Here is a 19843-nt window from a genome sequence, read left to right on the forward strand (position 1 = left end):
CGGCACGCGGATCTGGTCGGTGCCCGGCGGCACGGCGATCCGTCCGCACTGTCGAGGGATGTCGGGAGCCGCGGATGGGTTCACCACGGCGGGGTACCGGGCGGCTGTCGGGCAGATCGCCGATGCCCGAGGCGACGGTGGCCCGGCTGCCGCTCTACCTGCGTGTGCTGACCGGGCTCGGTGAGCGTGGCGTGCAGACGGTGTCGTCGGACACGTTGGCCGCCGCTGCCGGGGTCACCTCGGCCAAGGTCCGCAAGGACCTCTCCCAGCTCGGATCCTTCGGCACCCGCGGGGTCGGCTACGAGGTCGGCATCCTGCTGGAGTGCATTTCGGCCGAGCTCGGCCTGACCGAAGACCGCTCGGTGGTGCTCGTGGGCGTAGGTAACCTCGGGCATGCACTGGCCGGGTACGGCGGCTTCCATGCCCGTGGGTTCCGTATCGCGGCCCTGGTGGATGCCGATCCGTCCCGGGTGGGCGAGCGGGTCGGTGCGGTCGTCGTCCGTCCGGCCGACGAGCTGGAAGCGGTCATCGAGGACTGCCAGGTGACCATCGGCGTGATCTGTACGCCGGTGGCGGCGGCCCAGGGTGTCTGCGATCGACTCGTCGCAGCGGGCGTGACCAGCATCCTGAATTTCGCCCCTACGGTGCTTTCGGTGCCCGAGGGAGTGGATGTGCGTAAGGTCGACCTTGCCCTGGAGCTGCAGATTCTCTCCTTTCACGAAGCGCGCAAACGTCCGTCGCCAGGCCTGCCCCCCCGGCCGGGGGTGCGGGCCGTCGGTGGTGAGCCGGGGCCGGGCGGAATCGTGGATGACGAGGCTGGTGAGGTCGTGCGGATGACTCGTCGGGTGCTGTCACCGTCGTCGCGGGTGGCGCCGGAGCAGGCTGCGCAGCCGTTGGAGGTAACGCAGCCGTCGCCGCCGGTTACGCAGTCGACCCAGGCTGCGCAGTCGACCCAGGCTGCGCGGCCGACGCCGGCTGTGCGGCCGTCGCGGGTGTCCCTGCCCGTGGTCGCCGGCGGGAGTGAGGCCGAATGAGTCTGCTCGCGGTGGGCCTCAACCACCGGACCGCGCCGACGTCGCTGCTGGAGCTGGCCGCCGTCTCCGCCGACGAGACGCCGAAGGTGCTCCACGACCTGGTGGCCGCCGATCACGTGAGCGAGGCGGTGATCCTCTCCACCTGCAACCGCACCGAGATCTACGCGGAGGTGGAGACCTTCCACGGTGGGCTGGCCGACATCTCCGACCAGCTCAGCCGGGTGTGCGGCGTGCCCATGAACGATCTCGCGGCGCATCTGTACGTCCATCACGAGGCGCGTGCGGTCAGCCACCTCTTCTCGGTGGTGTGCGGCCTGGACTCGATGCTCGTCGGCGAGGCCCAGATCCTCGGCCAGGTCCGGGTGGCCTTCCGGGCGGCCCAGGCGGCCGAGGTGACGAGCGGGGCGCTCGGCGCGCTGTTCCAGAACGCGCTGCGGGTGGGTAAGCGGGCCCACAGTGAGACATCCATCGACGCGGCGGGAGCCTCGATCGTCTCGGTGGGTGTCCGGATGGCGGCCTTCGACCTGCAGGCCCGTCGGCCCGATGCGCTCGCCGTGCCCGTCTCGCGTATCGGCACCGATCCCGCCGACGCCGTCGAGGACCTGCTGCGGCCCGAGCTCACCGCCCCGGTCGAGCCCGCCGACGCGGAACCGCTCGCCGGAGCCCGGGTTCTGATCATCGGCGCGGGCGCGGTCGGCTCGCTGGCCACCCAGACCGTGCGCCGTGCCGGCGCCGGCGAGGTCGTCGTCGCGAACCGGACGGCGGCGCACGCGGCGCGGGTGGCCCAGACCCATGACGCCCGCGCGGTCGGGCTGAGCGACATCGCCCACGAGATCGGTCGGGCGGACCTGGTCATCTCGTCGACCGGGGCGTCCGGGCACGTGGTGAGCCACGACCAGGTCCGCGCGGCCGTCGAGGGCCGCGGCGGCCGCCCGCTGGTCTTCCTCGACCTCGCGCTTCCCCGTGACATCGACCCCGCGGTTCGGGAGCTTCCCGGGGTCACCCTGATCGACATCGAGGCGCTGCGGGTCGCCCTGGACGGGGCGCAGGTCTCCCATGACGTGGAGGCCGTCCGCTCCCTGGTCGCCGCCGAGGTGGGCGGGTTCCTCGACCGGCGACGCGCGGAGCGGGTCGCCCCGACCGTGGTGGCGCTGCGGGCACACGCGGCGGCTGTGGTGCGCGACGAGCTCGACCGGCTGCGCACCCGCCTGCCCGATCTTGACAACCGTGAGTGGGACATGGTCTCCGGCACGGTGCGCAGAGTCGTCGACAAGCTGCTGCACGCGCCCACTGTGCGGGTGCAGCAGCTCGCGGAGGCGCCGGGCGGTGACAGCTACGCCGAGGCGCTGCGCGAGCTGTTCGACCTTCCACGGGACGTGCCGGCCATTGTCTCCGCACCTGACCTGGATCTGGTGGAGAGAACGTGACAGACACCCGAGAGCCCGACGCCCGATCGCACGCCCGGTCGTTCGCCTGGCTCACACGTCGCCCGCTGCGCCTGGGTACCAGGCGCTCCGCGCTGGCCCTCGCCCAGTCGGGGCACGTGGCCGAGGCGCTGCGGGCCCGGCTCGGCTGCCAGGTGGAACTGGTCCCGATCGTGACTGACGGTGACAGGTCGCAGGGGGCGATCAGCCAGATCGGTGGCACGGGCGTCTTTGTGAGCGCGCTTCGTGAGGCGCTGTTGTCCGGCGAGATCGATCTCGCCGTCCACTCGCTCAAGGATCTCCCGACCGCCACCCCGGACGGGCTCGTGCTGGCCGCCGTCCCACCCCGGGTCGACACCCGGGACGTCCTCGTCTCGCCCAGCGGCCGCGGGCTGGTCAGGCTGGGCCCGAACGCGCGTATCGGCACCGGGGCACCGCGCCGGGCGGCGCAGCTGCGTGCCATGGGGCTCGGTTTCGACGTCGTCCCGATCCGGGGGAACGTCGACACCCGGATCAAGAAGGCCATCGACGGGGAGGTGGACGCCGTCATCCTCGCGCACGCGGGCCTGGAGCGCCTCGACCGCCTCGACGCGGTGACCGAGATCATCCCCTCCGAGGTGATCCTGCCCGCTCCCGGCCAGGGCGCGCTGGCAATCGAGTGCCTTCGGACGGAGGGCACCGCGGTGGCTCCGTTGGCGGGCAGTGCTTTGACGAACGGCGCTTTGGCGGGTGGCAGTCTGACAAGTGGTGGGCTGGCGGGTGCCGCGTTGGCTGGTGGTGGGTCGGCTGGTGGCGGGCTGGCGGAAAGCGGACAATCCTACGTCCGGAGTGGACCAGATCTGAGCAAGGCAATCGATGGGGGGCTCGCGGAGCTGCTACGGTTTGTGCTCGACGACGCACCGTCCTCTGTCGCGGTCAGAGCCGAGCGTGCTTTCCTGGCGGGAATCGAAGCCGGTTGTACCGCTCCGGTGGGTGCCCTGGGCCGGGTCCTTCCGAGTACCGGCTCGAGCCAGGCCACAGGTGGCGATGGTGCGCCCGCCGTGGGTGACCTCCGCCTGCGGGCGGTGGTCGCGGCGCCGGATGGCAGCAGGGTCCTGCGGTGCGAACTCACCGGTTCTGTCGTCGACCCGGAGGCGCTCGGGCAGCGCCTCGCGGACGAGATGTTGTCCGCCGGAGCACAGACGCTGATGGGAACAAGCTGAGCATGGCCACCCGACGTACCAAGAAGCCCGTGTCCCCGGTCGCCCTGGTGGGCGCCGGACCCCATGATCCGGGGCTGCTCACGGTCCTCGCCGTGGAGACTCTCGCCGCCGCCGACGTGGTGGTCGCGGACCCGGACGTACCGTCGGCCGTGATCGAGTCGTTGTCGGCGGAGGTCCTGAAGATCGGCGACCTCGACGCTCCCAAGCCGGTCCGGGACGCCGAGGCCGCGACCGCCGCGGTTGTGAGCCGGGCGCGGGCCGGGGAGAAGGTCGTCCGGCTGTACGCGTCCGACCCGTGGCTGACGCGGATCGGCGCGGCGGACGCGCAGTCGCTGGCCAAGGCCAAGATTCCCTACCGGGTCGTCCCGGGAGTCTCCACGTCGGCCGCGGTGGCGACCTACGCCGGTGTGGCGCCGGGCTCGCCGGTGACCTTCGCGAGCACGTCGGGTGTCTTCTCGTCCTCGGGTTCGGTGAACAGCGGCTCCCCGTTCGGGGGCAGTGAGCCGGTCGGGCCGCTCACGCCGCCCCCGTTCGGCACGTCCCGCCTCGGCGTCGGCGCGCGGCCGATGTCGGGCCTCGGCGGCGGCCCGCTGGGAGTCGGCGGCGGCTTCGGCGCACCGCTCGGGCTCGGTGCCCCGACCGGATTCGGTGGCCTCGGTGTGCCCAGCACGCCGGGAGATGTCGACTGGGGCGCACTGGCCGGGGCGCCCGGCACGCTGATCGTCACCGCCTCACCCACCGAGATCGGCAAGGTGGCCACCGCGCTGGTCGAGCACGGGCGCCCAGGTGACACCCCGGTCGCGGTCACCGTGGACGGAACGACCACCGACCAGCGCACTGTCGCCTCGACGCTGGACCGCATCGAGGCGGACGCCGCCCCGATGCTGAACGCGACCGCGACCCCGCCGAGCGAGGTCGTCATCTCGATCGGCCAGGTGGTCGGGTCCCGCCCGAAGCTGTCCTGGTGGGAGACCCGCGCGCTGTTCGGCTGGACGGTGCTGGTGCCCCGCACGAAGGAGCAGGCGGCGATCCTCTCCGACTCGCTGCGCGCCCACGGCGCGAGCCCGCTGGAGGTGCCCACGATCGCCGTGGAGCCGCCGCGTACCGCCGCCCCCATGGAACGGGCGATCACCGGCCTGGTCTCCGGCCGCTACCAGTGGGTCGCCTTCACCTCGGTCAACGCGGTGAAGGCCGTGCAGGAGAAGGTCGAGGAGCGCAGCCTCGACGCGCGGGCGTTCGCCGGCGTCAAGGTGGCCGCGATCGGTGAGGCGACCGCGGACGCGCTGCGTGCCTTCGGTATCCGGCCCGACCTCATCCCCTCCGGCCAGCAGTCCAGTGAGGGCCTGCTCGAGGACTGGCCCGAGTTCGACGAGTCGCTGGACCTGCTCGACCGGGTGCTGCTGCCGCGCGCCGACATCGCCACCGACACCCTGGTCGCCGGGGTGAAGGACCGTGGCTGGCAGGTCGACGAGGTGACCGCCTACCGCACCGTGCGGGCGGCCCCGCCGCCGGCGCCGATCCGGGAGGCCCTCAAGGGGGGCAGGGTCGACGCGGTCGTGTTCACGTCGTCCTCCACGGTGCGCAACCTGGTCGGCATCGCCGGCAAGCCGCACGAGACGACGGTCATCGCGGTCATCGGCCCGGCGACCGCCGCCACCGCGCAGGAGCTCGGGCTGCGGGTGGACGTCCAGGCCGCGGAGGCGTCCGTGCCGGCGCTGGTGACCGCGCTGGCGGAGTTCGCCGCCGAGCACCGCGAGGAGCTCGGGAAGGTCGGCCCGCTGGCCGCGCGGCTGCCCAAGCCGAGGCGAGGCTCCCGGCGGTGAGCGGCACCGGCGGCCTGGGCGGCTTCGGCGGCTTCGGCGCCAGCGGCGGCCTACCCGGGCGCTCGCCTGCGGGTCCTCCCGCCGGCTTTCCGGCGGCGCGCCCGCGGCGGCTGCGCCGTGGGGCGGCCCTGCGCCGGATGGTGGCCGATGTGCGCCTGCACCCGGCCGACCTGATCCTGCCGATGTTCGTCCGGGAGGGCGTGACCGAGCCGGTTCCGATCTCGTCGATGCCCGGGGTCGTCCAGCACACCCGCTCGACGCTGCGCAAGGCCGCCGCGGAGGCGGTCTCGGCCGGCGTCGGCGGGATCATTCTGTTCGGCGTGCCCGAGCACAAGGACGCCCGCGGCTCCGCCGCCGACGACCCGGCAGGAATCGTCCAGCTCGCCCTCGCCGACCTGGTGTCCGAGGTCGGCGGCGACATCGTGATCATGGCCGATCTCTGCCTGGACGAGTACACCGACCACGGGCACTGCGGTCTGCTCACCGCCGCGGGCGACGTCGACAACGACGCGACGCTCGAGCGCTACGGCCAGATCGCGCTCGCCCAGGCCGCGGCCGGCGTCGAGATGGTCGCCCCCAGCGGCATGATGGACGGCCAGGTCGCGGCGATCCGGGCCGCGCTCGACGGCGGCGGGCACACCGACATTCCGATCATGGCCTACTCGGCGAAGTACGCCTCCGGCTTCTACGGCCCCTTCCGGGAGGCGGCCCTGTGCGCCCCCCAGTTCGGCGACCGCGCCGGCTACCAGCAGGATCCCGCCCGGTCGGTCCGAGAGGCGCTGCGCGAGGTGGCGCTGGACCTGGCCGAGGGCGCGGACGCCGTGATGGTGAAGCCGGCGCTCGCCTACCTGGACATCCTGCGGGCCGTCGCCGACACCGTGGACGTCCCGGTCGCCGCCTACCAGGTCTCCGGTGAGTACGCGATGGTCGAGGCGGCGGCGGCCAACGGGTGGCTCGACCGTGAACGGACCATCCTGGAGACGCTGACCTCGATCCACCGGGCCGGCGCGGACGTCATCCTCACCTACTGGGCGACGGAGGTCGCGGGCCTGCTCGCGAGCCGCGGCTGACATCCGCTGGAGGCAACGGTCGAACGGGGGCAACGTCCCCGAACAGGTTCGGCACGGCTCAGGCCGCCACCGCTTGAAGATCATGGGATTTTGGTCGTTCTGACGACCAAAATCCTCAGGTCTTGTCCGGTCGCAACGGCTTACCGGGGTGCGGCCTGAGGTCGCCGCTTGAAGATCATGGGATTTTGGTTGTCCTGACGACCGAAATCCTCAGGTCTTGCTCGGTAGCAGCGGTGTGGAAAGGAACTACTGCGGCGTACAGCCAGGGAGTGCTGACGCGGCGTGTGGCCAGGCCGACCCCCGGTCGGAACCCTACGGGGGGAGGGTATGGGCGTAGGGTTCTCTCCGTCGGCAACCCGCGGTCCCGTGCGGAATCGTCCGGGGCACGCGCGAGCACATCACGGGAGGCGTCGCCATGTCCGTCACCAGCATCGTGACCACCTACAGCGTCACCGGGATGACCTGCGGCCACTGCGCCGCGGCCGTCAGCGAGGAGATCTCCCAGCTGCCGGTGGTGAGCTCGGTCGACATCGAGGTCGCCACCGGCCGGGTGAGCGTGACCAGCACCGGCGAGATCGACGACGCCGCGGTCGGCGCCGCCGTCGCGGAGGCCGGGTACACCCTCGCCGGGCGCGTCTGACCGCCGCGGGCGGAGGCGCGGGGCGCCGGCGCGGTGCGCCGTGCGCGGTGGAGGCTCCGGCGGCGGTTCCGTGAGCCGGGGCAGCCCACGGAACCGCCGGTGAAAGCAGCCGGCTCCTACAGGGTGGCTCCTGTGAGGAAGGCCGCTTAGGACAGCCATTCCTGTCGATCATCGTCCGGCGGGCCGTATCGTCGTCCGCGGTCGGGCTCTGCCAGCGCATTCGCCTGGCGGGGAGCGGCATCGTCATTCAGCCGGGTTCGGCGTGGCGGAATATCATCGACCCAGCGGCCGGGCAAGGCTCCTGGCCGCTACCGGACCAGGGCTGCCTGCCGCGGAACCCACGCGGCGTCATCCGCGCGGCTCCCTCGGAGCGTGGAGCGCGGGTGCGCCCTGGCCGTCATGAGCCGCCGCCGGTGGGCGGCCGGGGCAGACCCCCGTCCGCCGGCGGCCTTCGAGTAGGTCGGCGCCGTCACAGGTTTCGCTGCCCTCCCCGGCGGATCGGGCCGGCGTGCACGCAGCCGCTGCTTTCGCGGGCAGGCCGGCCGCCGGGCGGGTGCGGCCGGGTCGTACCGGATTCGGCTGCCGCGCCGGACGCGTGCCGGCCGGCGAGACCTGCGAGGATCGGAGCATGGTGGTTCCATCTGCCGCACCGGCGTCCGAGGATCTGTTCGAGCGCGCCCAGCGGGTTGTCCCCGGTGGAGTGAACTCCCCGGTACGCGCGTTCCGCGCTGTCGGCGGCACTCCCCGCTTCATGGTCGGCGGCGACGGGCCCCGGCTCGTCGACGCCGACGGCCGGTCCTACATCGACCTGGTCTGTTCCTGGGGGCCGATGATCCTCGGCCACGCCCATCCGGAGGTCGTCGAGGCGATCACCACGGCCGCGGCCCGGGGGACCAGCTTCGGCACCCCGACCCCGGGCGAGGTGGAGCTCGCCGAGCTCATCGTCGAGCGGATCCGGCCCGTGGAGCAGGTGCGCCTGGTCAACTCGGGCACCGAGGCGACGATGAGCGCCATCCGGCTGGCCAGGGGGTTCACCGGCCGCTCCACGGTCGTCAAGTTCGCGGGCTGCTATCACGGTCACGTCGACGCCCTGCTCGCCGCCGCTGGCTCCGGTGTCGCGACCCTCGGCCTGCCCGACACCCCGGGCGTCACCGGGGCCTCCACCGCCGACACCATCGTCCTGCCGTACAACGATCTCGAACTGGTCAAGGCGACGTTCGCCGAGCGCGGCGACAGCATCGCGGCAGTGATCACCGAAGCCGTCGCCGCGAACATGGGTGTCGTCCCGCCGCTGCCCGGCTTCAACGCCGGTCTGCGGCGCCTGTGCGACGAGTACGGCGCCCTGCTGGTGTTCGACGAGGTCATGACGGGCTTCCGGCTCTCCCGGGACGGCTGGTGGGGGCTGGAGGGCGCCCAGCAGGGCTGGGAGCCGGACCTGTTCACCTTCGGCAAGGTGATGGGCGGTGGTCTGCCCGCCGCGGCGTTCGGCGGCCGGGCCGACGTGATGGCGCGGCTCGCCCCCGCCGGGCCCGTCTACCAGGCGGGCACCCTTTCCGGGAACCCGCTGGCGGTGGCCGCCGGGCTGGCCACCCTGCGCGCCTGCACCGACGAGGTCTACGCGACCGTCGACGCGCGGGCCGCCGATGTGGCCGGCATCGTCTCCACCGCCCTCACCGAGCAGGGCGTGCCGCACCTGGTCAACAGTGCCGGATCCCTGTTCAGCGTGTTCTTCACCGAGGCGGCCGCGGTGGTGGACTACGCGGGGGCGAAGGAGCAGGCGAGCGAGCGCTACGCGGCGTTCTTCCACACCATGCTCGACGAGGGCATCTACCTGCCGCCGTCGGCGTTCGAGGCGTGGTTCCTCTCGGCGGCCCACGACGACGAGGCGGTCGAACGGATAGCAGCCGCGGCCCCGGCGGCCGCGCGGGCCGCCGCGGCGGTCGCCGTCGGCTCGGAGCCGGCCGGCGGCGGTGCCGCGTGAGCGGCCCACAGCTCACCACGGTCCATCTCGTCCGGCACGGGGAGGTCTTCAACCCCGAGAAGGTGCTCTACGGCCGGCTGCCCGGCTACCGGCTCTCCGAGACCGGTGAGCGGCAGGCCAAGGTCACCGCCGAGCACCTCGCCGCGCTGGACGTCGCCGTGGTCGTCGCGAGCCCGCTGGAGCGGGCCCGGCAGACCGCCACGCCGATCGCGGAAGCCCACGGGGTGGAGCTCCAGATCGACCCGCGGCTGATCGAGAGCCGCAACGCGTTCGAGGGCCGGTCGTTCGAGGCCGGGCCCGCCGTCCTGCGCCACCCCCGGATGTGGAAGCTGCTGCGCAACCCGCTGAAGCCGTCCTGGGGTGAGCCGTACACCGAGATCGCGCAGCGGATGCTGGCCAGCGCCGCCGAGTGGCGGGACGCCTTCCCGGGGCGGCACGTGGTCCTGGTCAGCCACCAGCTGCCGGTGTGGACCGCCCGGCGCGCGCTGGAAGGCCAGCACCTGTGGCATCGCCCGGACCGGCGCCAGTGCGCACTGGCGAGTGTCACCTCCGCGGTCTACCGGGGCGATCAGCTCGTCCGGGTGGACTACGCCGAGCCCAACGGGCCCACCGGCAACGCGGCCGGCTCCGTCGGCGCCTGACGCCGGTTCGCCTCGGCGGTGATCCACCCAGCGTTGTGGTGCCTGCGGTGCCCGGTCTGCGCGAGCCCGTTCGCCGGCGCTCCCAGCCCGGCGGGCGCCGACGGCCCGGCAGGAGCACAGGGCCCGGCTGGTGTGCCGGGCCCGCCCTCCTCGGGCGGGTCCGGGGCGCCTGGAGCGCTCCGTTGTGCCGAAGGCCACTCCTTCGACGTCGAGCGGTCCGGCTACCTGAACCTGCGGACCGGCCGGGCCAGGCGGGTCGTCGGGGACACCGCGGAGATGGTCCGGGCCCGGGCGGACTTCCTGGGCCGTGGTCACTTCGCGCCCCTCACCACCCGGCTCACCCAGCTCGCCCGGCTGACCCACGGCACGAGCCCCGCCCGCCCCGCCCGCGCCGCCCGCGCCGCCCGCCCCGCCGGGCTCGCCGCGGGGGCGGCGGGGGCGGCGGCCGGCCTCGAGCTGGCCCTTGAGATCGGCGCGGGGACGGCACATCACCTCGCGGCGATCGTGGACGACTGTCCTGAGCGTCTCGGCCTCGCCGCGGACGTGTCGAAGTTCGCGCTGCGCCGGGCGGCCCGGGCCCATCCGCGCATCGGCGCGGTCGCGTTCGACGTCGCGGACCGCTGGCCGCTGCCCGACGCCTCCGTCGACGTCCTGCTCGACGTGTTCGCGCCGCGCAATCTGCCCCAGATGCGCCGGCTGCTGCGGCCCGGCGGCGCGTTGCTCCTGGTGACCCCTGGCGACGATCACCTGGTGGAGCTGCGTGACGCGCTCGGGCTGGTCGGCATCCACCCGGGCAAGCGGGACCGCCTGGCGGCGGAGCTGGCCGGCCACTTCGACCAGCCGACGTCCGAGACGCTGACCTTCACCCTCCACCTGGCGGCGGACGAACTGGTCGAGCTGGCCCTCATGGGCCCCAGCGGCCATCACACCGACGCGGCCGAGCTCCGGCGCCGGCTCGCCACCGCGCTGTCACCCGGACGTACCGGGATGGATGTCACAGCCTCGTTCGTCATCGACCACGCGCCGGTGGCCTCAGCCTGACCTCGGGCTGACCAGGAGCGTGCCGACCCGGCGGGCAAAGCGCCACGCCCCAGCGGGCGAAGCCCCACGCACGGCCGCGTCGCGGCGGCCCCGGTGCCGGTCCGGCGGCGGGGAGCGACGAAGGTCCCGGGACGGACGGCCCCGGTTCGGACGGCGAAGCCCCGGCCCATGCGGCCGCCGGGGCACCTACTCTGGGAGACGTAGTTCTACAGTTGGTCGTAGAACTCCGGCGGGTTGAAGGGAGCGGGCTCATCCTCGGCTGGGTGCGGGACACAAGACGGGCACGCGCCACGGTGGCTGGTGCCGTCGCCGCGGTGCTGCTCGCCGGCGGCGGGCTCGCGGGCTGCTCCGCCAACGCGAACAAGGTGGACGCCACCGGCGGCGGGGGCTACGGATTCGTCCAACAGGCCCCCGGGCAGGACTTCGTGGCCCCGGCGCAGCGACGGGCCGCGCCGAAGCTGGCCGGTGAGACCCTCGACGGCGACCAGCTCGACCTCGCGTCCCTGCGCGGCAAACCCGTCGTGCTGAACTTCTGGGCCTCCTGGTGCGCGCCGTGCCGGGCCGAGACCCCGCACCTGGTGACGCTGGCGGCCGACAATCCCGATGTCGCCTTCGTGGGGGTGGATGAGAAGGAGGAGCCGGCCAGCGCCAGGGCGTTCGTCCGCGACTTCAAGGTCACCTACCCCAGCGTCATCGACCGGCTGGGCACGCTCGCGGCGGGGTGGCCGATCTCCATCGGGCTGCCGTCGACCATCGTCCTCGACGCCGAGGGCCGCATCGCCGCGCGTTTCACCGGCGGTGTCGTGCCCGAGGACCTCACCAAGATCCTTACCCAGCTCCGGACGGAGGCCTGACCTCCCGATGGGTGTCGTGGACGTCGTCTCGGACGGACCGCTGCTGATCGCGGCACCGGTCGCCGTCGCGGCCGGGCTGTTGTCCTTCCTGTCGCCCTGCGTCCTGCCCCTGGTCCCCGGCTACCTGTCCTTCATCACCGGTCTGTCGGGTGAGGATCTCGAGCGGCGCTCCGCGAGGGCCGAGGTCGCCGAGACGGCCGAGACGGCCGGGTCGGGCGGGCCGGGGCCGGGGCCGGCCGGGGCGAGTGAACCGGCCCTGTCGGCCGGGTCGGCCGGGTCCGGCGAGCCGGTGGTCCTGACCGGTGCCGTGCCGGCCGTGCCGGCCGCGGTGGCAGTGGCCGGTGGGCCCGCGAACGAGACGCCGGTCCTGGCTGGAACATCGGCGGCTGCGGTCGGCGTGCCCGCCGCGCCGGGCCACGGTGCGTCGCCCCGGCGGCAACCCTGGTCGTCGCGCTGGCTCGGAGACATCCGCCATGCCGGCCGGGTGACGGCGGGGACCGGGCTGTTCGTCCTCGGTTTCAGCATCGTGTTCGTGACCTATGGAGTCGCGTTCGGCGGCCTGGGGCAGTGGCTGAAGATCCATCAGGTCGGGCTGAGCCAGGTGCTCGGCGTGGTGACGATCGTGATGGGCCTCGGGTTCGCCGGCGTGTTCTCGCGGATGTCGTGGGCCAACCGTGAATGGCGTTTCCACCGGTTGCCCTCACCCGGGCTGCTCGGTGCCCCCGCCCTTGGCGTGATGTTCGGCCTCGGCTGGGCGCCCTGCATCGGCCCGACCCTGACCGCCGTGCTCGGCCTCGCCGCGACGAGCGCCACCGCCGAGCGCGGGGCCTTCCTCTCCGCCATGTACTGCCTCGGCCTCGGCCTGCCGTTTCTCGTCGTCGGACTCGCCTTCCGCCGCGCCGCCGGGGCGCTGCTGGTGGTCCGGCGCCATGCCCGGTTCCTCGCGCTGGCCGGCGGCGCCATGCTGATCGCGGTCGGAGCGCTTCAGCTCACCGGAGGCTGGACCGATCTGGTCGACCAGCTGCGTCCGTACGCGCCCGGATTCTCGGAGACCCCGCTGTGACCGCACGCCCCACCGCCCCGTCCGGACACGTCGACGGGCTGATGCCAGACGACCCGACGGTGCTGGAAGCACCGGAGGCGTTCGACCCCCCGGCCCCCAGGGACCCGCGAAGCACACGGTCGCCCGGCGCGGACAGTCCGCCCGCCGTGTCGGATGCGCCCACCGGAACACCGGACGCATCCGATACGGCGGGCAGTCCGTGGGAGCCGCCCGGCACGGCCCCGTCAGGCGCTTCGGCCACGGCCGCTTCAACGGCTGGGGGAGTGGCGGCTGGAGGAGTAGCGGCAGGGAACCCCTGGGCTGTGGGCACGGCGGGTGCGGGCACGGCCGGTGCCGGTGTCGGGGCGGGAGTGCGGACCCGATCCGGCGCGGTGGCGCTGCTCGTGCGCTCCTGGCGCCAGCTCACCAGCATGCGCCTGGCGTTGGTGTTGCTGTTCATGCTGGCGGCCGCCGCGGTATGGGGGTCGCTCTTCCCGCAGCGCAACATCAACCCGATGAGGGTCGAGCAGTTCATCGCCGACCATCCCACCGCCGGTCCGTGGCTGGACCGGATCGGCATGTTCGGAGTCTTCGGCTCGCCCTGGTTCTCCGCCATCTATCTGCTGCTGTTCATCTCGTTGATCGGCTGCCTGTGGTCACGGGTGATCTGGCATGCCCGGGCGCTGTTCACCGCGCCGCCGAAGGCGCCGGCCCGCCCGGGCCGGCTGCCCGGCGGCAGCACCTGGACGAGTTCGCTCGATGCCGCCGAGGCGGTGGCGCGTGCCCGCGGTGTGCTGCGTAAACGCCGCTTCCGGGTCGCGGTCGCCGGTGCTGACGCCCGACGTCCCGACGGAAGCCCCGACCACTCCGCGGCCGCGGAGAAGGGCTTCCTGCGCGAGACCGGCAACCTGGTGTTCCACATCGCGCTGGTCGTGATGCTGGCCGGCGTGGGGCTCGGCTCCTGGTTCGGGTATCAGGGCTCCGTCCTGGTCATCACCGGCAACGGGTTCGCCAACACGCTGATCGCCTACGACACCTACACCGGCGGCGCGCTGGTCGATCCGGTGGATCTGCAGCCGTTCTCGATGACCCTCGACACCTTCGAGGCGACGTATCAGGACAACGGCCAGCCGGCCGACTTCAGGGCCGACGTCACGTATGCGGAGGACCTCGACTCTCCGAAGAAGACCGCGACCGTGCGGGTCAACCATCCGCTGAAGATCGGCGACACGAAGATCTATCTGATCGGCCACGGGTACGCGCCGCACTTCGTCCTGCGTGACAAGGCCGGGGAGGTCGTCTGGGAGTCGTATGTTCCGTGCACCCCCCGCGACGGCATGTTCACCTCGACCTGCACGGTGAAGATCCCCGACACGGGGCTGCCCGCGACCGGTGCGCTCAAGGAGCCGCAGCAGCTCGCGTTCAGCGGCGTGTTCACCCCGACGACCGTGCTCAAACCTGGCCACGGCTACGTCTCGACCTACCCGGCCGCCACCGCTCCGGGCCTCACCATCACCGGATTCGTCGGCAACCTGCACCTCAACGAGGGCATCCCGCAGAACGTCTACACCGTCGACACCCGGGACATGACCCAGTTCACGATGACCGGGCCGGCCGGGGAGAACCTGATCGCCCAGGTCGTGGCGCCCAACAACCCGAAGCAGCGGACGCTGACCGGTCTGCCGGGCGGGCTGTCTCTCGAGGTGGACGGCGTGCGTGAGTTCGCCACCTTCCAGACCAAGTCCGACCCCTACAAGGGGCTGGTGCTGGGAGCGGCCATAGCGATCATCGCGGGCCTGATCGCGAGCCTGCGGGTGCGGCGGCGGCGGGTGTGGGTGCGGGCGACGCCGCTGGCCGGCGGCGGCTGCACCGTGGAGATCGGCGGGCTGTCCCGCTCGGACGCCCAGGGCTTCGCCACCGAGCTGACCACCGTCACCCAGGCGATCCGTGACGAGACCGCGCGTGACGAGGCCGCGCGGGACGCACCACCGGCGTCGGAAGGGTCCGCGCGGGACGTACCGGCGTCGGGCGGAACCGTGCAGGGCGGAACCGTGCAGTGCGAGACCGCGGAAGTTCACACCGCGAAAGATCACACCGCACAGGACCGCGCCGTGCGGGTTGACGCCGCCGGGGCCGAGGCCGTGCCGGGCGACACCGACCTGACCGGAACCGGCGCGGCCGGAACCGATGCTGCCGACACGGACGCGGCGACCAGCACCACCAGCGAAGACGCGGCAACCAGCACCACCAGCGAACGGGAGCCTTGATGCCGGTCAACGAAGGCATGGCGAATCTTTCCGATGTGCTGTTCTGGACCTCGATGGTCGTCTACGCAGTCGGAATGCTCGGCTATGCCGCCGAGTTCGCGTTCAGCCGGCTGGGCCGGGCCGCCGGCCCCGCCACCGCCGAGGGGGCGGCCGCGAAGGACGGCGCCGCCGGATCGGTGGAGGCCGCCGGCCCGGCGTCCGCTGTGACGAAGCAGGCGGTCCTGGTCGGCGCGGCCTCCACCGGCGGTGGGAGCGATGTCCTGACCCCCGGTTCGTCCGGCGACAGCAGGCCCGGTCTGAAGGCGGGCGGCGCGCTCGACGGGGCCGACGGTGGTTCGCTGTCCCGGCGTCGCGGGGCGGCCGACGAGGACCCCGCCGCCTCCAGGCTGTCGACGTGGATCGGCCGGATCGCGGTCGTTCTGACGATCGTCGGCTGGGCGGCGCACGTGGGCTCGGTGGTCACGCGGGCGATCGCGGCCGGCAGGGTCCCCTGGGGCAACATGTACGAGTTCTCGTCCATGATCTGCCTCATCGCGGTGACCGGGTTCCTCGTCCTGATGGCCCGCCAGCCGGTCCGGTGGCTCGGGGTCTTCGTGATGGTCCCGGTCGTGCTGTCGATGGGCTTCGCCTGGATGATTCTCTACGTCCCCGTGGGCCCGCTCGTCCCGGCGCTGAACTCGTACTGGCTCAAGATCCACGTTGCTGGGGCGATCGTCGCCAGCGGTGTCTTCCTGTTGTCCGCCGTGACGACGGTGCTGTTCCTGCTCAAGGATCGCTGGGAGACTCGTCTGGCCGAGGTCGCCTCCGGGCGGGCCGAGGCGTCGCGCGCGATGCGCAGCCGCGGCGGCATCGTGATGCGGCTACCGTCCTCGGCGGCGCTCGACACGATCACCTACCGGATCATCGCCTTCGCGTTCCCGATCTGGACGTTCGCCATCATCGCCGGTGCCATCTGGGCCGAGGCGGCGTGGGGCCGCTACTGGGGCTGGGACCCGAAGGAGACCTGGTCCTTCATCACCTGGGTCATCTACGCGGCCTACCTGCACGCGCGGGCGACGGCCGGGTGGCGCGGGCGCCGCGCCGCGGCGGTCTCACTGCTGGCGTTCAGCGCCCTGTTCGTCGACTACTACCTGGTCAACCTGGTCATCAACGGCCTGCATTCCTACGCGGGCGTCTGACCCCGGGCCCTCGGGCTGCATGCTGCGTCCACGGGCTGGCGCCGCTCCCGAGCCCACCGGGGATCCCGCACCATCGCGCAGCGCCAGCAATTCACATCAAGAGCGACAAAAGGGGCGCAGATTCGCCTGGTGGTCAGCAAGAAAGAAGGATTTTGGTCGTCGGAACAACCAAAATCCTTCACTCTTGCGACTCGTCAAAACGGGATGTCGGGCTATCGAAGGTCCGGTCACGTTCATGGAGTGCGGACCTCCCCGCACACCGACTAGCGATCTTGATCGGCGCCAATCTGTGCCGGGCTCCGGAACGACCGCGATCCTCGATTCCTGCCCGGCATCAGGGCGTCAGAACATCAGGGCATCAGGGCGGCGGTCGGAGGGGGTCGCCGCCCGCCTGCCGAGCGGGTTCAGCCCCGTGCGTTGGGGGGCTCGGCGTCCCCGCCACGAATGCGGTCGGAGAGCTCGCGCAGGAACTCGGGGTCGTCGTCCGGCCCGACGGGGCGGATCGACTGGCGACGCATCTGGGCCCGGGAGAGCCCGGAGCGGCTGTAGCCGGCGGTTCGCCGCTCGGTTCCCCACGGCCCGCGGCCCCCGAACGCCGGGTGGTCCGACGCGCGGTGGCGTTCGTAGCCGGGAACGCCATAGGCGGCCCTCGGCCGACCGAACAGGAACCAGCAGACCGAGCCGAAGAAGAAGAAGACGATCAGCGCGATCAACCAGATCGGCTTGGGCACGACCCGCACGGCCTGGGCGGGTGTGCCGATCACGTCGATGACCGAGAACGCCCAGACACCGATGACCAGGAATGTCAGCGCGAGACCAAGCACAGGTCGACCGCTCCTCTCCCTCACGCCGTGACCGCGTACGCGGTTCGGCTCCCGTGGCATCGCCGCGCGGCGTGCCCATGGTCGAAGATCTGCCGGTTTCACCCGGCCTCCGCAGGCAGCGCGTGGCCCCGGCTCGGTGACGGCTCCGAGCCCCGGTCACTGACTGTGGCTCCCCAACCGCGCACCGAGGTTCGGCCGGTTCTGTCCCGGATCCATGCCGCCTGAGATGGACGCCTGGTGTGCCCCTAGTGTGCCTCCCGGCCGGATGCCGTGTCCCAGCGGTCGGCGAAGGCGATGTTCACTCGCCGCGAAGGGGGGCGCGTCAGGCGCTTGAAGCGTCCCCAGACAGGGTACGTCCGGCGGCTCCCGGTCGACGCTGCAAAGATGGACGTCATGGCCTGGGCGGATCTCCGCGCGTTTCTCACGCATCTCGACCGCGGCGGCGATCTGCGCCGAGTGCGGGTTCCCGTCGACCCCCGCCTGGAGGTGACGGAGATCGTCACCAGGGTCGTCCGCGCCGGCGGTCCCGCGCTGCTGTTCGAGAAGCCCAAGGGCGCCGACATGCCGCTGGCCATCAACCTCTTCGGCACCGAGGCGCGGATGGCGGCGGCGCTCGGCGTCGAGCGCCTGGACGACATCGGCACCCGTATCGGCGAGCTGCTGCGGCCCGAGCTGCCGGTGGGGCTCGGTGGCCTGCGCTCGGCTCTGGGCAAGGCGGCCCAGCTCACCTCGCTGCCGCCCCGCAAGGTCCGGACGGCTCCCTGCCAGGAGGTCGTCCTCAAGGGGGCGGACGTCGATCTGGACCTGCTGCCGGGCGTGCACGCCTGGCCCCGTGACGGCGGGCCGTTCCTGAACCTGGGGCTGACCCACACGAAGCATCCGGAGACCGGCGCGCGCAACCTCGGGATGTACCGGTTGCAGCAGCATGACTCCCGCACGGTGGGGATGCACTGGCAGATCCACAAGGACTCCAACGCGCACCACGCGGTCGCGGAGCGGCGCGGTGAGCGGCTGCCGGTCGCCATCGCGTTCGGCTGTGATCCGGCCGTGACCTACGCCTCCTCGGCGCCGCTGCCGGCCGACATCGACGAGTACCTTTTCGCCGGGTTCCTGCGCCGCGAGCGGGTCGAGATGGTCGACTGCCTGACCGTTCCGCTCCAGGTCCCGGCGAACGCCCAGGTCGTGCTCGAAGGCTGGCTGGAGCCGGGGGAGCGGATCCCCGAGGGCCCGTTCGGCGACCACACCGGCTTCTACACCCCGATCGAGCCGTTCCCCGCCCTGCACATCGACGTGATGACGATGCAGCGCGACCCCGTCTTCCAGAGCATCGTGGTCGGGCGTCCCCCGCAGGAGGACGGGCCGATGGGCAAGGCCACCGAGCGGATCTTCCTGCCGCTGATCCGGATGATGATCCCCGAGATCGTCGACTACGACCTGCCCGAGGCCGGGGTCTTCCACAACTGCGCGATCGTGTCGATCGAGAAGCGCTTCCCCAAGCACGCGCAGAAGGTCATGAACGCGGTCTGGGGGGCCGGCCTGCTGTCACTTTCGAAGCTGATCGTCGTCGTCGACGCCGACTGTGACGTGCACGACTACCACGAGGTGGCCTGGCGGGCCTTCGGCAATGTGGACTACGCGCATGACCTGGTCACCACGGTGGGGCCGGTGGACCACCTCGATCACGCCTCCTACGAGCAGTTCTACGGCGGCAAGATCGGGGTCGACGCCACCCGCAAGCTGCCGACCGAGGGCTACCGGCGTGACGGCGGCTGGCCCGAGGAGATCGTGATGGACGAAGCCGTCCGGGAGACCGTGACCCGACGGTGGAAGGAGTACGGCCTGTGAGCGACGCCGCGTTCGCGCCCAGCGCCTCCGGGACGTCCGGCGCCTCCGGGACGTCCGGTCTGCCGGGACGTGCCTCCGGTGGCCCGGCCCACAGCCGGGTGCGGGCCTTCCTGCGGCTGGTCGTCATCGAGCATTCGGTCTTCGCGCTGCCGTTCGCCTACGTGGCCGCGTTCGCGGCGTGTTTCGACATGTCCCGGTCCGTCCACTGGCGTGATCTCGCGCTGGTGACGGTCGCGATGGTGGCGGCGCGCACGTTCGCGATGGCGACGAACCGCATCATCGACCGGGCGATCGACGCCCGGAACCCGCGGACGGCGGGCCGGGAGCTCGTCACCGGTGTGGTGTCGGTGCGCACCGCGGTGGTCGGGTCGATCGTCGCGCTGGCGGTGTTCCTCGGCTCGGCCGCGATGTTGTCGTGGCTGTGCCTCGCGCTCGCTCCGGTCGCGGTCGCACCGCTGATCGTCTACTCGTACGCGAAGCGCTTCACGGACTTCCCGCACGCGGTGCTGGCGATCGCGCAGGCGGTGGCCCCGGTCGGCGCGTGGATCGCGATCACCGACACCTGGTCCTGGCCGGCGGTGCTGCTCGGGCTGGCCGTGGGCACCTGGATCGGCGGCTTCGACCTGATCTACTCCTGCCAGGACGCCGAGGTCGACCGGCGGATCGGCGTTCGCTCCGTGCCCGCCCGCTTCGGGATCCGGGCCGCGTTGGCAGGCTCGGTCGTGACCCATGTCGTGACCTTCGCCCTGTTCGTCTGGTTCGGTCTGGTCGAGAACTTCGGTGTCTGGTGGTGGGCGGGCCTGGCACTGACCGCCGCCGCGTTCTGCTACGAACACGCCATCGTGTCGCCGACCGACCTCTCCCGGGTGAACCGTGCCTTCCTCACCGCCAACGGGTTCGTCGGGATCACCCTGTTCGCCTTCGCCCTGGTGGACCTGATCGACCGCGGCCTCGGCGCCTGAGCTTGACGGGCGGCA

The 19843-nt window shown here is 72.3% G+C and carries 16 protein-coding genes; 15 read left to right on the forward strand and 1 reads right to left on the reverse strand.

Features of this window, described 5'->3' with window-relative positions:
• Nucleotides 1-74: 74 nt before the first annotated feature.
• The 13 genes from AWX74_RS03605 (at nt 75) to ccsB (ending at nt 16197) form a co-directional block, all read left to right on the forward strand.
• The gene (locus tag AWX74_RS03605; RefSeq protein WP_091271537.1) at nt 75-1034 is read left to right on the forward strand and encodes a redox-sensing transcriptional repressor Rex; all 960 of its coding nucleotides are present in this window, start codon (nt 75-77) and stop codon (nt 1032-1034) included.
• The gene (locus AWX74_RS03610; RefSeq protein ID WP_091271539.1) at nt 1031-2461 is read left to right on the forward strand and encodes a glutamyl-tRNA reductase; all 1431 of its coding nucleotides are present in this window, start codon (nt 1031-1033) and stop codon (nt 2459-2461) included. The genes AWX74_RS03605 and AWX74_RS03610 overlap by 4 nt, the downstream gene beginning before the upstream one ends.
• Nucleotides 2458-3660 (forward strand): hydroxymethylbilane synthase, encoded by a 1203-nt coding sequence (hemC, locus tag AWX74_RS03615; RefSeq protein ID WP_091271542.1) that lies wholly within the window; start codon nt 2458-2460, stop codon nt 3658-3660. The genes AWX74_RS03610 and hemC overlap by 4 nt, the downstream gene beginning before the upstream one ends.
• A gap of 2 nt (nt 3661-3662) precedes the next feature.
• A complete protein-coding gene (locus AWX74_RS03620) occupies nt 3663-5483 on the forward strand; it encodes a bifunctional uroporphyrinogen-III C-methyltransferase/uroporphyrinogen-III synthase (RefSeq protein ID WP_091271544.1) in 1821 nt (606 codons plus the stop codon).
• 14 nt (nt 5484-5497) lie between these two features.
• On the forward strand, nt 5498-6553 hold the full coding sequence (gene hemB, locus AWX74_RS03625) for a porphobilinogen synthase (RefSeq protein ID WP_091272053.1): 1056 nt from the start codon (nt 5498-5500) through the stop codon (nt 6551-6553).
• A gap of 415 nt (nt 6554-6968) precedes the next feature.
• Nucleotides 6969-7193, forward strand: coding sequence for a heavy-metal-associated domain-containing protein (locus AWX74_RS03630; RefSeq protein WP_091271547.1), 225 nt, complete (start codon nt 6969-6971; stop codon nt 7191-7193).
• 628 nt (nt 7194-7821) lie between these two features.
• Entirely contained in the window at nt 7822-9174 is a 1353-nt protein-coding gene (gene hemL, locus AWX74_RS03635) for a glutamate-1-semialdehyde 2,1-aminomutase (protein ID WP_091272055.1), read from the forward strand.
• A complete protein-coding gene (locus tag AWX74_RS03640) occupies nt 9171-9815 on the forward strand; it encodes a histidine phosphatase family protein (protein ID WP_091271550.1) in 645 nt (214 codons plus the stop codon). The genes hemL and AWX74_RS03640 overlap by 4 nt, the downstream gene beginning before the upstream one ends.
• 18 nt (nt 9816-9833) lie before the next feature.
• Nucleotides 9834-10856: a class I SAM-dependent methyltransferase gene (locus AWX74_RS03645; RefSeq protein ID WP_091271553.1), complete on the forward strand. Its 1023-nt coding sequence runs from the start codon at nt 9834-9836 to the stop codon at nt 10854-10856.
• 293 nt (nt 10857-11149) lie between these two features.
• The gene (locus tag AWX74_RS03650) at nt 11150-11710 is read left to right on the forward strand and encodes a TlpA family protein disulfide reductase (protein ID WP_091271555.1); all 561 of its coding nucleotides are present in this window, start codon (nt 11150-11152) and stop codon (nt 11708-11710) included.
• 7 nt (nt 11711-11717) lie between these two features.
• Nucleotides 11718-12773: a cytochrome c biogenesis CcdA family protein gene (locus tag AWX74_RS03655; protein WP_091271556.1), complete on the forward strand. Its 1056-nt coding sequence runs from the start codon at nt 11718-11720 to the stop codon at nt 12771-12773.
• Nucleotides 12770-15019 carry a cytochrome c biogenesis protein ResB gene (resB, locus tag AWX74_RS03660; RefSeq protein ID WP_091271557.1) on the forward strand — a complete coding sequence of 750 codons (2250 nt, stop codon included), beginning with the start codon at nt 12770-12772 and terminating at the stop codon, nt 15017-15019. The genes AWX74_RS03655 and resB overlap by 4 nt, the downstream gene beginning before the upstream one ends.
• Nucleotides 15019-16197, forward strand: coding sequence for a c-type cytochrome biogenesis protein CcsB (gene ccsB, locus AWX74_RS03665; protein ID WP_091271558.1), 1179 nt, complete (start codon nt 15019-15021; stop codon nt 16195-16197). Before resB ends, ccsB begins: the two co-directional genes overlap by 1 nt.
• 404 nt (nt 16198-16601) lie before the next feature.
• Here ccsB and AWX74_RS03670 read toward each other — a convergent pair whose 3' ends face one another.
• On the reverse strand, nt 16602-17021 hold the full coding sequence (locus AWX74_RS03670) for a PLD nuclease N-terminal domain-containing protein (protein ID WP_054570383.1): 420 nt from the start codon (nt 17019-17021) through the stop codon (nt 16602-16604).
• A gap of 393 nt (nt 17022-17414) precedes the next feature.
• Here AWX74_RS03670 and AWX74_RS03675 point away from each other — a divergent pair, with 393 nt between their 5' ends.
• Both AWX74_RS03675 and mqnP read left to right on the forward strand, forming a co-directional pair.
• Entirely contained in the window at nt 17415-18866 is a 1452-nt protein-coding gene (locus AWX74_RS03675) for a menaquinone biosynthesis decarboxylase (protein ID WP_091272058.1), read from the forward strand.
• The gene (gene mqnP, locus AWX74_RS03680) at nt 18863-19828 is read left to right on the forward strand and encodes a menaquinone biosynthesis prenyltransferase MqnP (protein WP_193209750.1); all 966 of its coding nucleotides are present in this window, start codon (nt 18863-18865) and stop codon (nt 19826-19828) included. The genes AWX74_RS03675 and mqnP overlap by 4 nt, the downstream gene beginning before the upstream one ends.
• The last annotated feature ends 15 nt before the right edge of the window (nt 19829-19843 follow it).

It is taken from the genome of Parafrankia irregularis (genome assembly GCF_001536285.1).
Classification (GTDB): Bacteria; Actinomycetota; Actinomycetes; order Frankiales; family Frankiaceae; genus Parafrankia; species Parafrankia irregularis.

Coding starts and splice junctions, on each gene's coding strand:
- AWX74_RS03605 (WP_091271537.1), top strand. CDS start 75: ATGGGTTCACCACGGCGGGGTACCGGGCGGCTGTCGGGCAGATCGCCG.
- AWX74_RS03610 (WP_091271539.1), top strand. CDS start 1,031: ATGAGTCTGCTCGCGGTGGGCCTCAACCACCGGACCGCGCCGACGTCG.
- AWX74_RS03620 (WP_091271544.1), top strand. CDS start 3,663: ATGGCCACCCGACGTACCAAGAAGCCCGTGTCCCCGGTCGCCCTGGTG.
- AWX74_RS03630 (WP_091271547.1), top strand. CDS start 6,969: ATGTCCGTCACCAGCATCGTGACCACCTACAGCGTCACCGGGATGACC.
- hemL (WP_091272055.1), top strand. CDS start 7,822: ATGGTGGTTCCATCTGCCGCACCGGCGTCCGAGGATCTGTTCGAGCGC.
- AWX74_RS03655 (WP_091271556.1), top strand. CDS start 11,718: ATGGGTGTCGTGGACGTCGTCTCGGACGGACCGCTGCTGATCGCGGCA.
- ccsB (WP_091271558.1), top strand. CDS start 15,019: ATGCCGGTCAACGAAGGCATGGCGAATCTTTCCGATGTGCTGTTCTGG.
- AWX74_RS03675 (WP_091272058.1), top strand. CDS start 17,415: ATGGCCTGGGCGGATCTCCGCGCGTTTCTCACGCATCTCGACCGCGGC.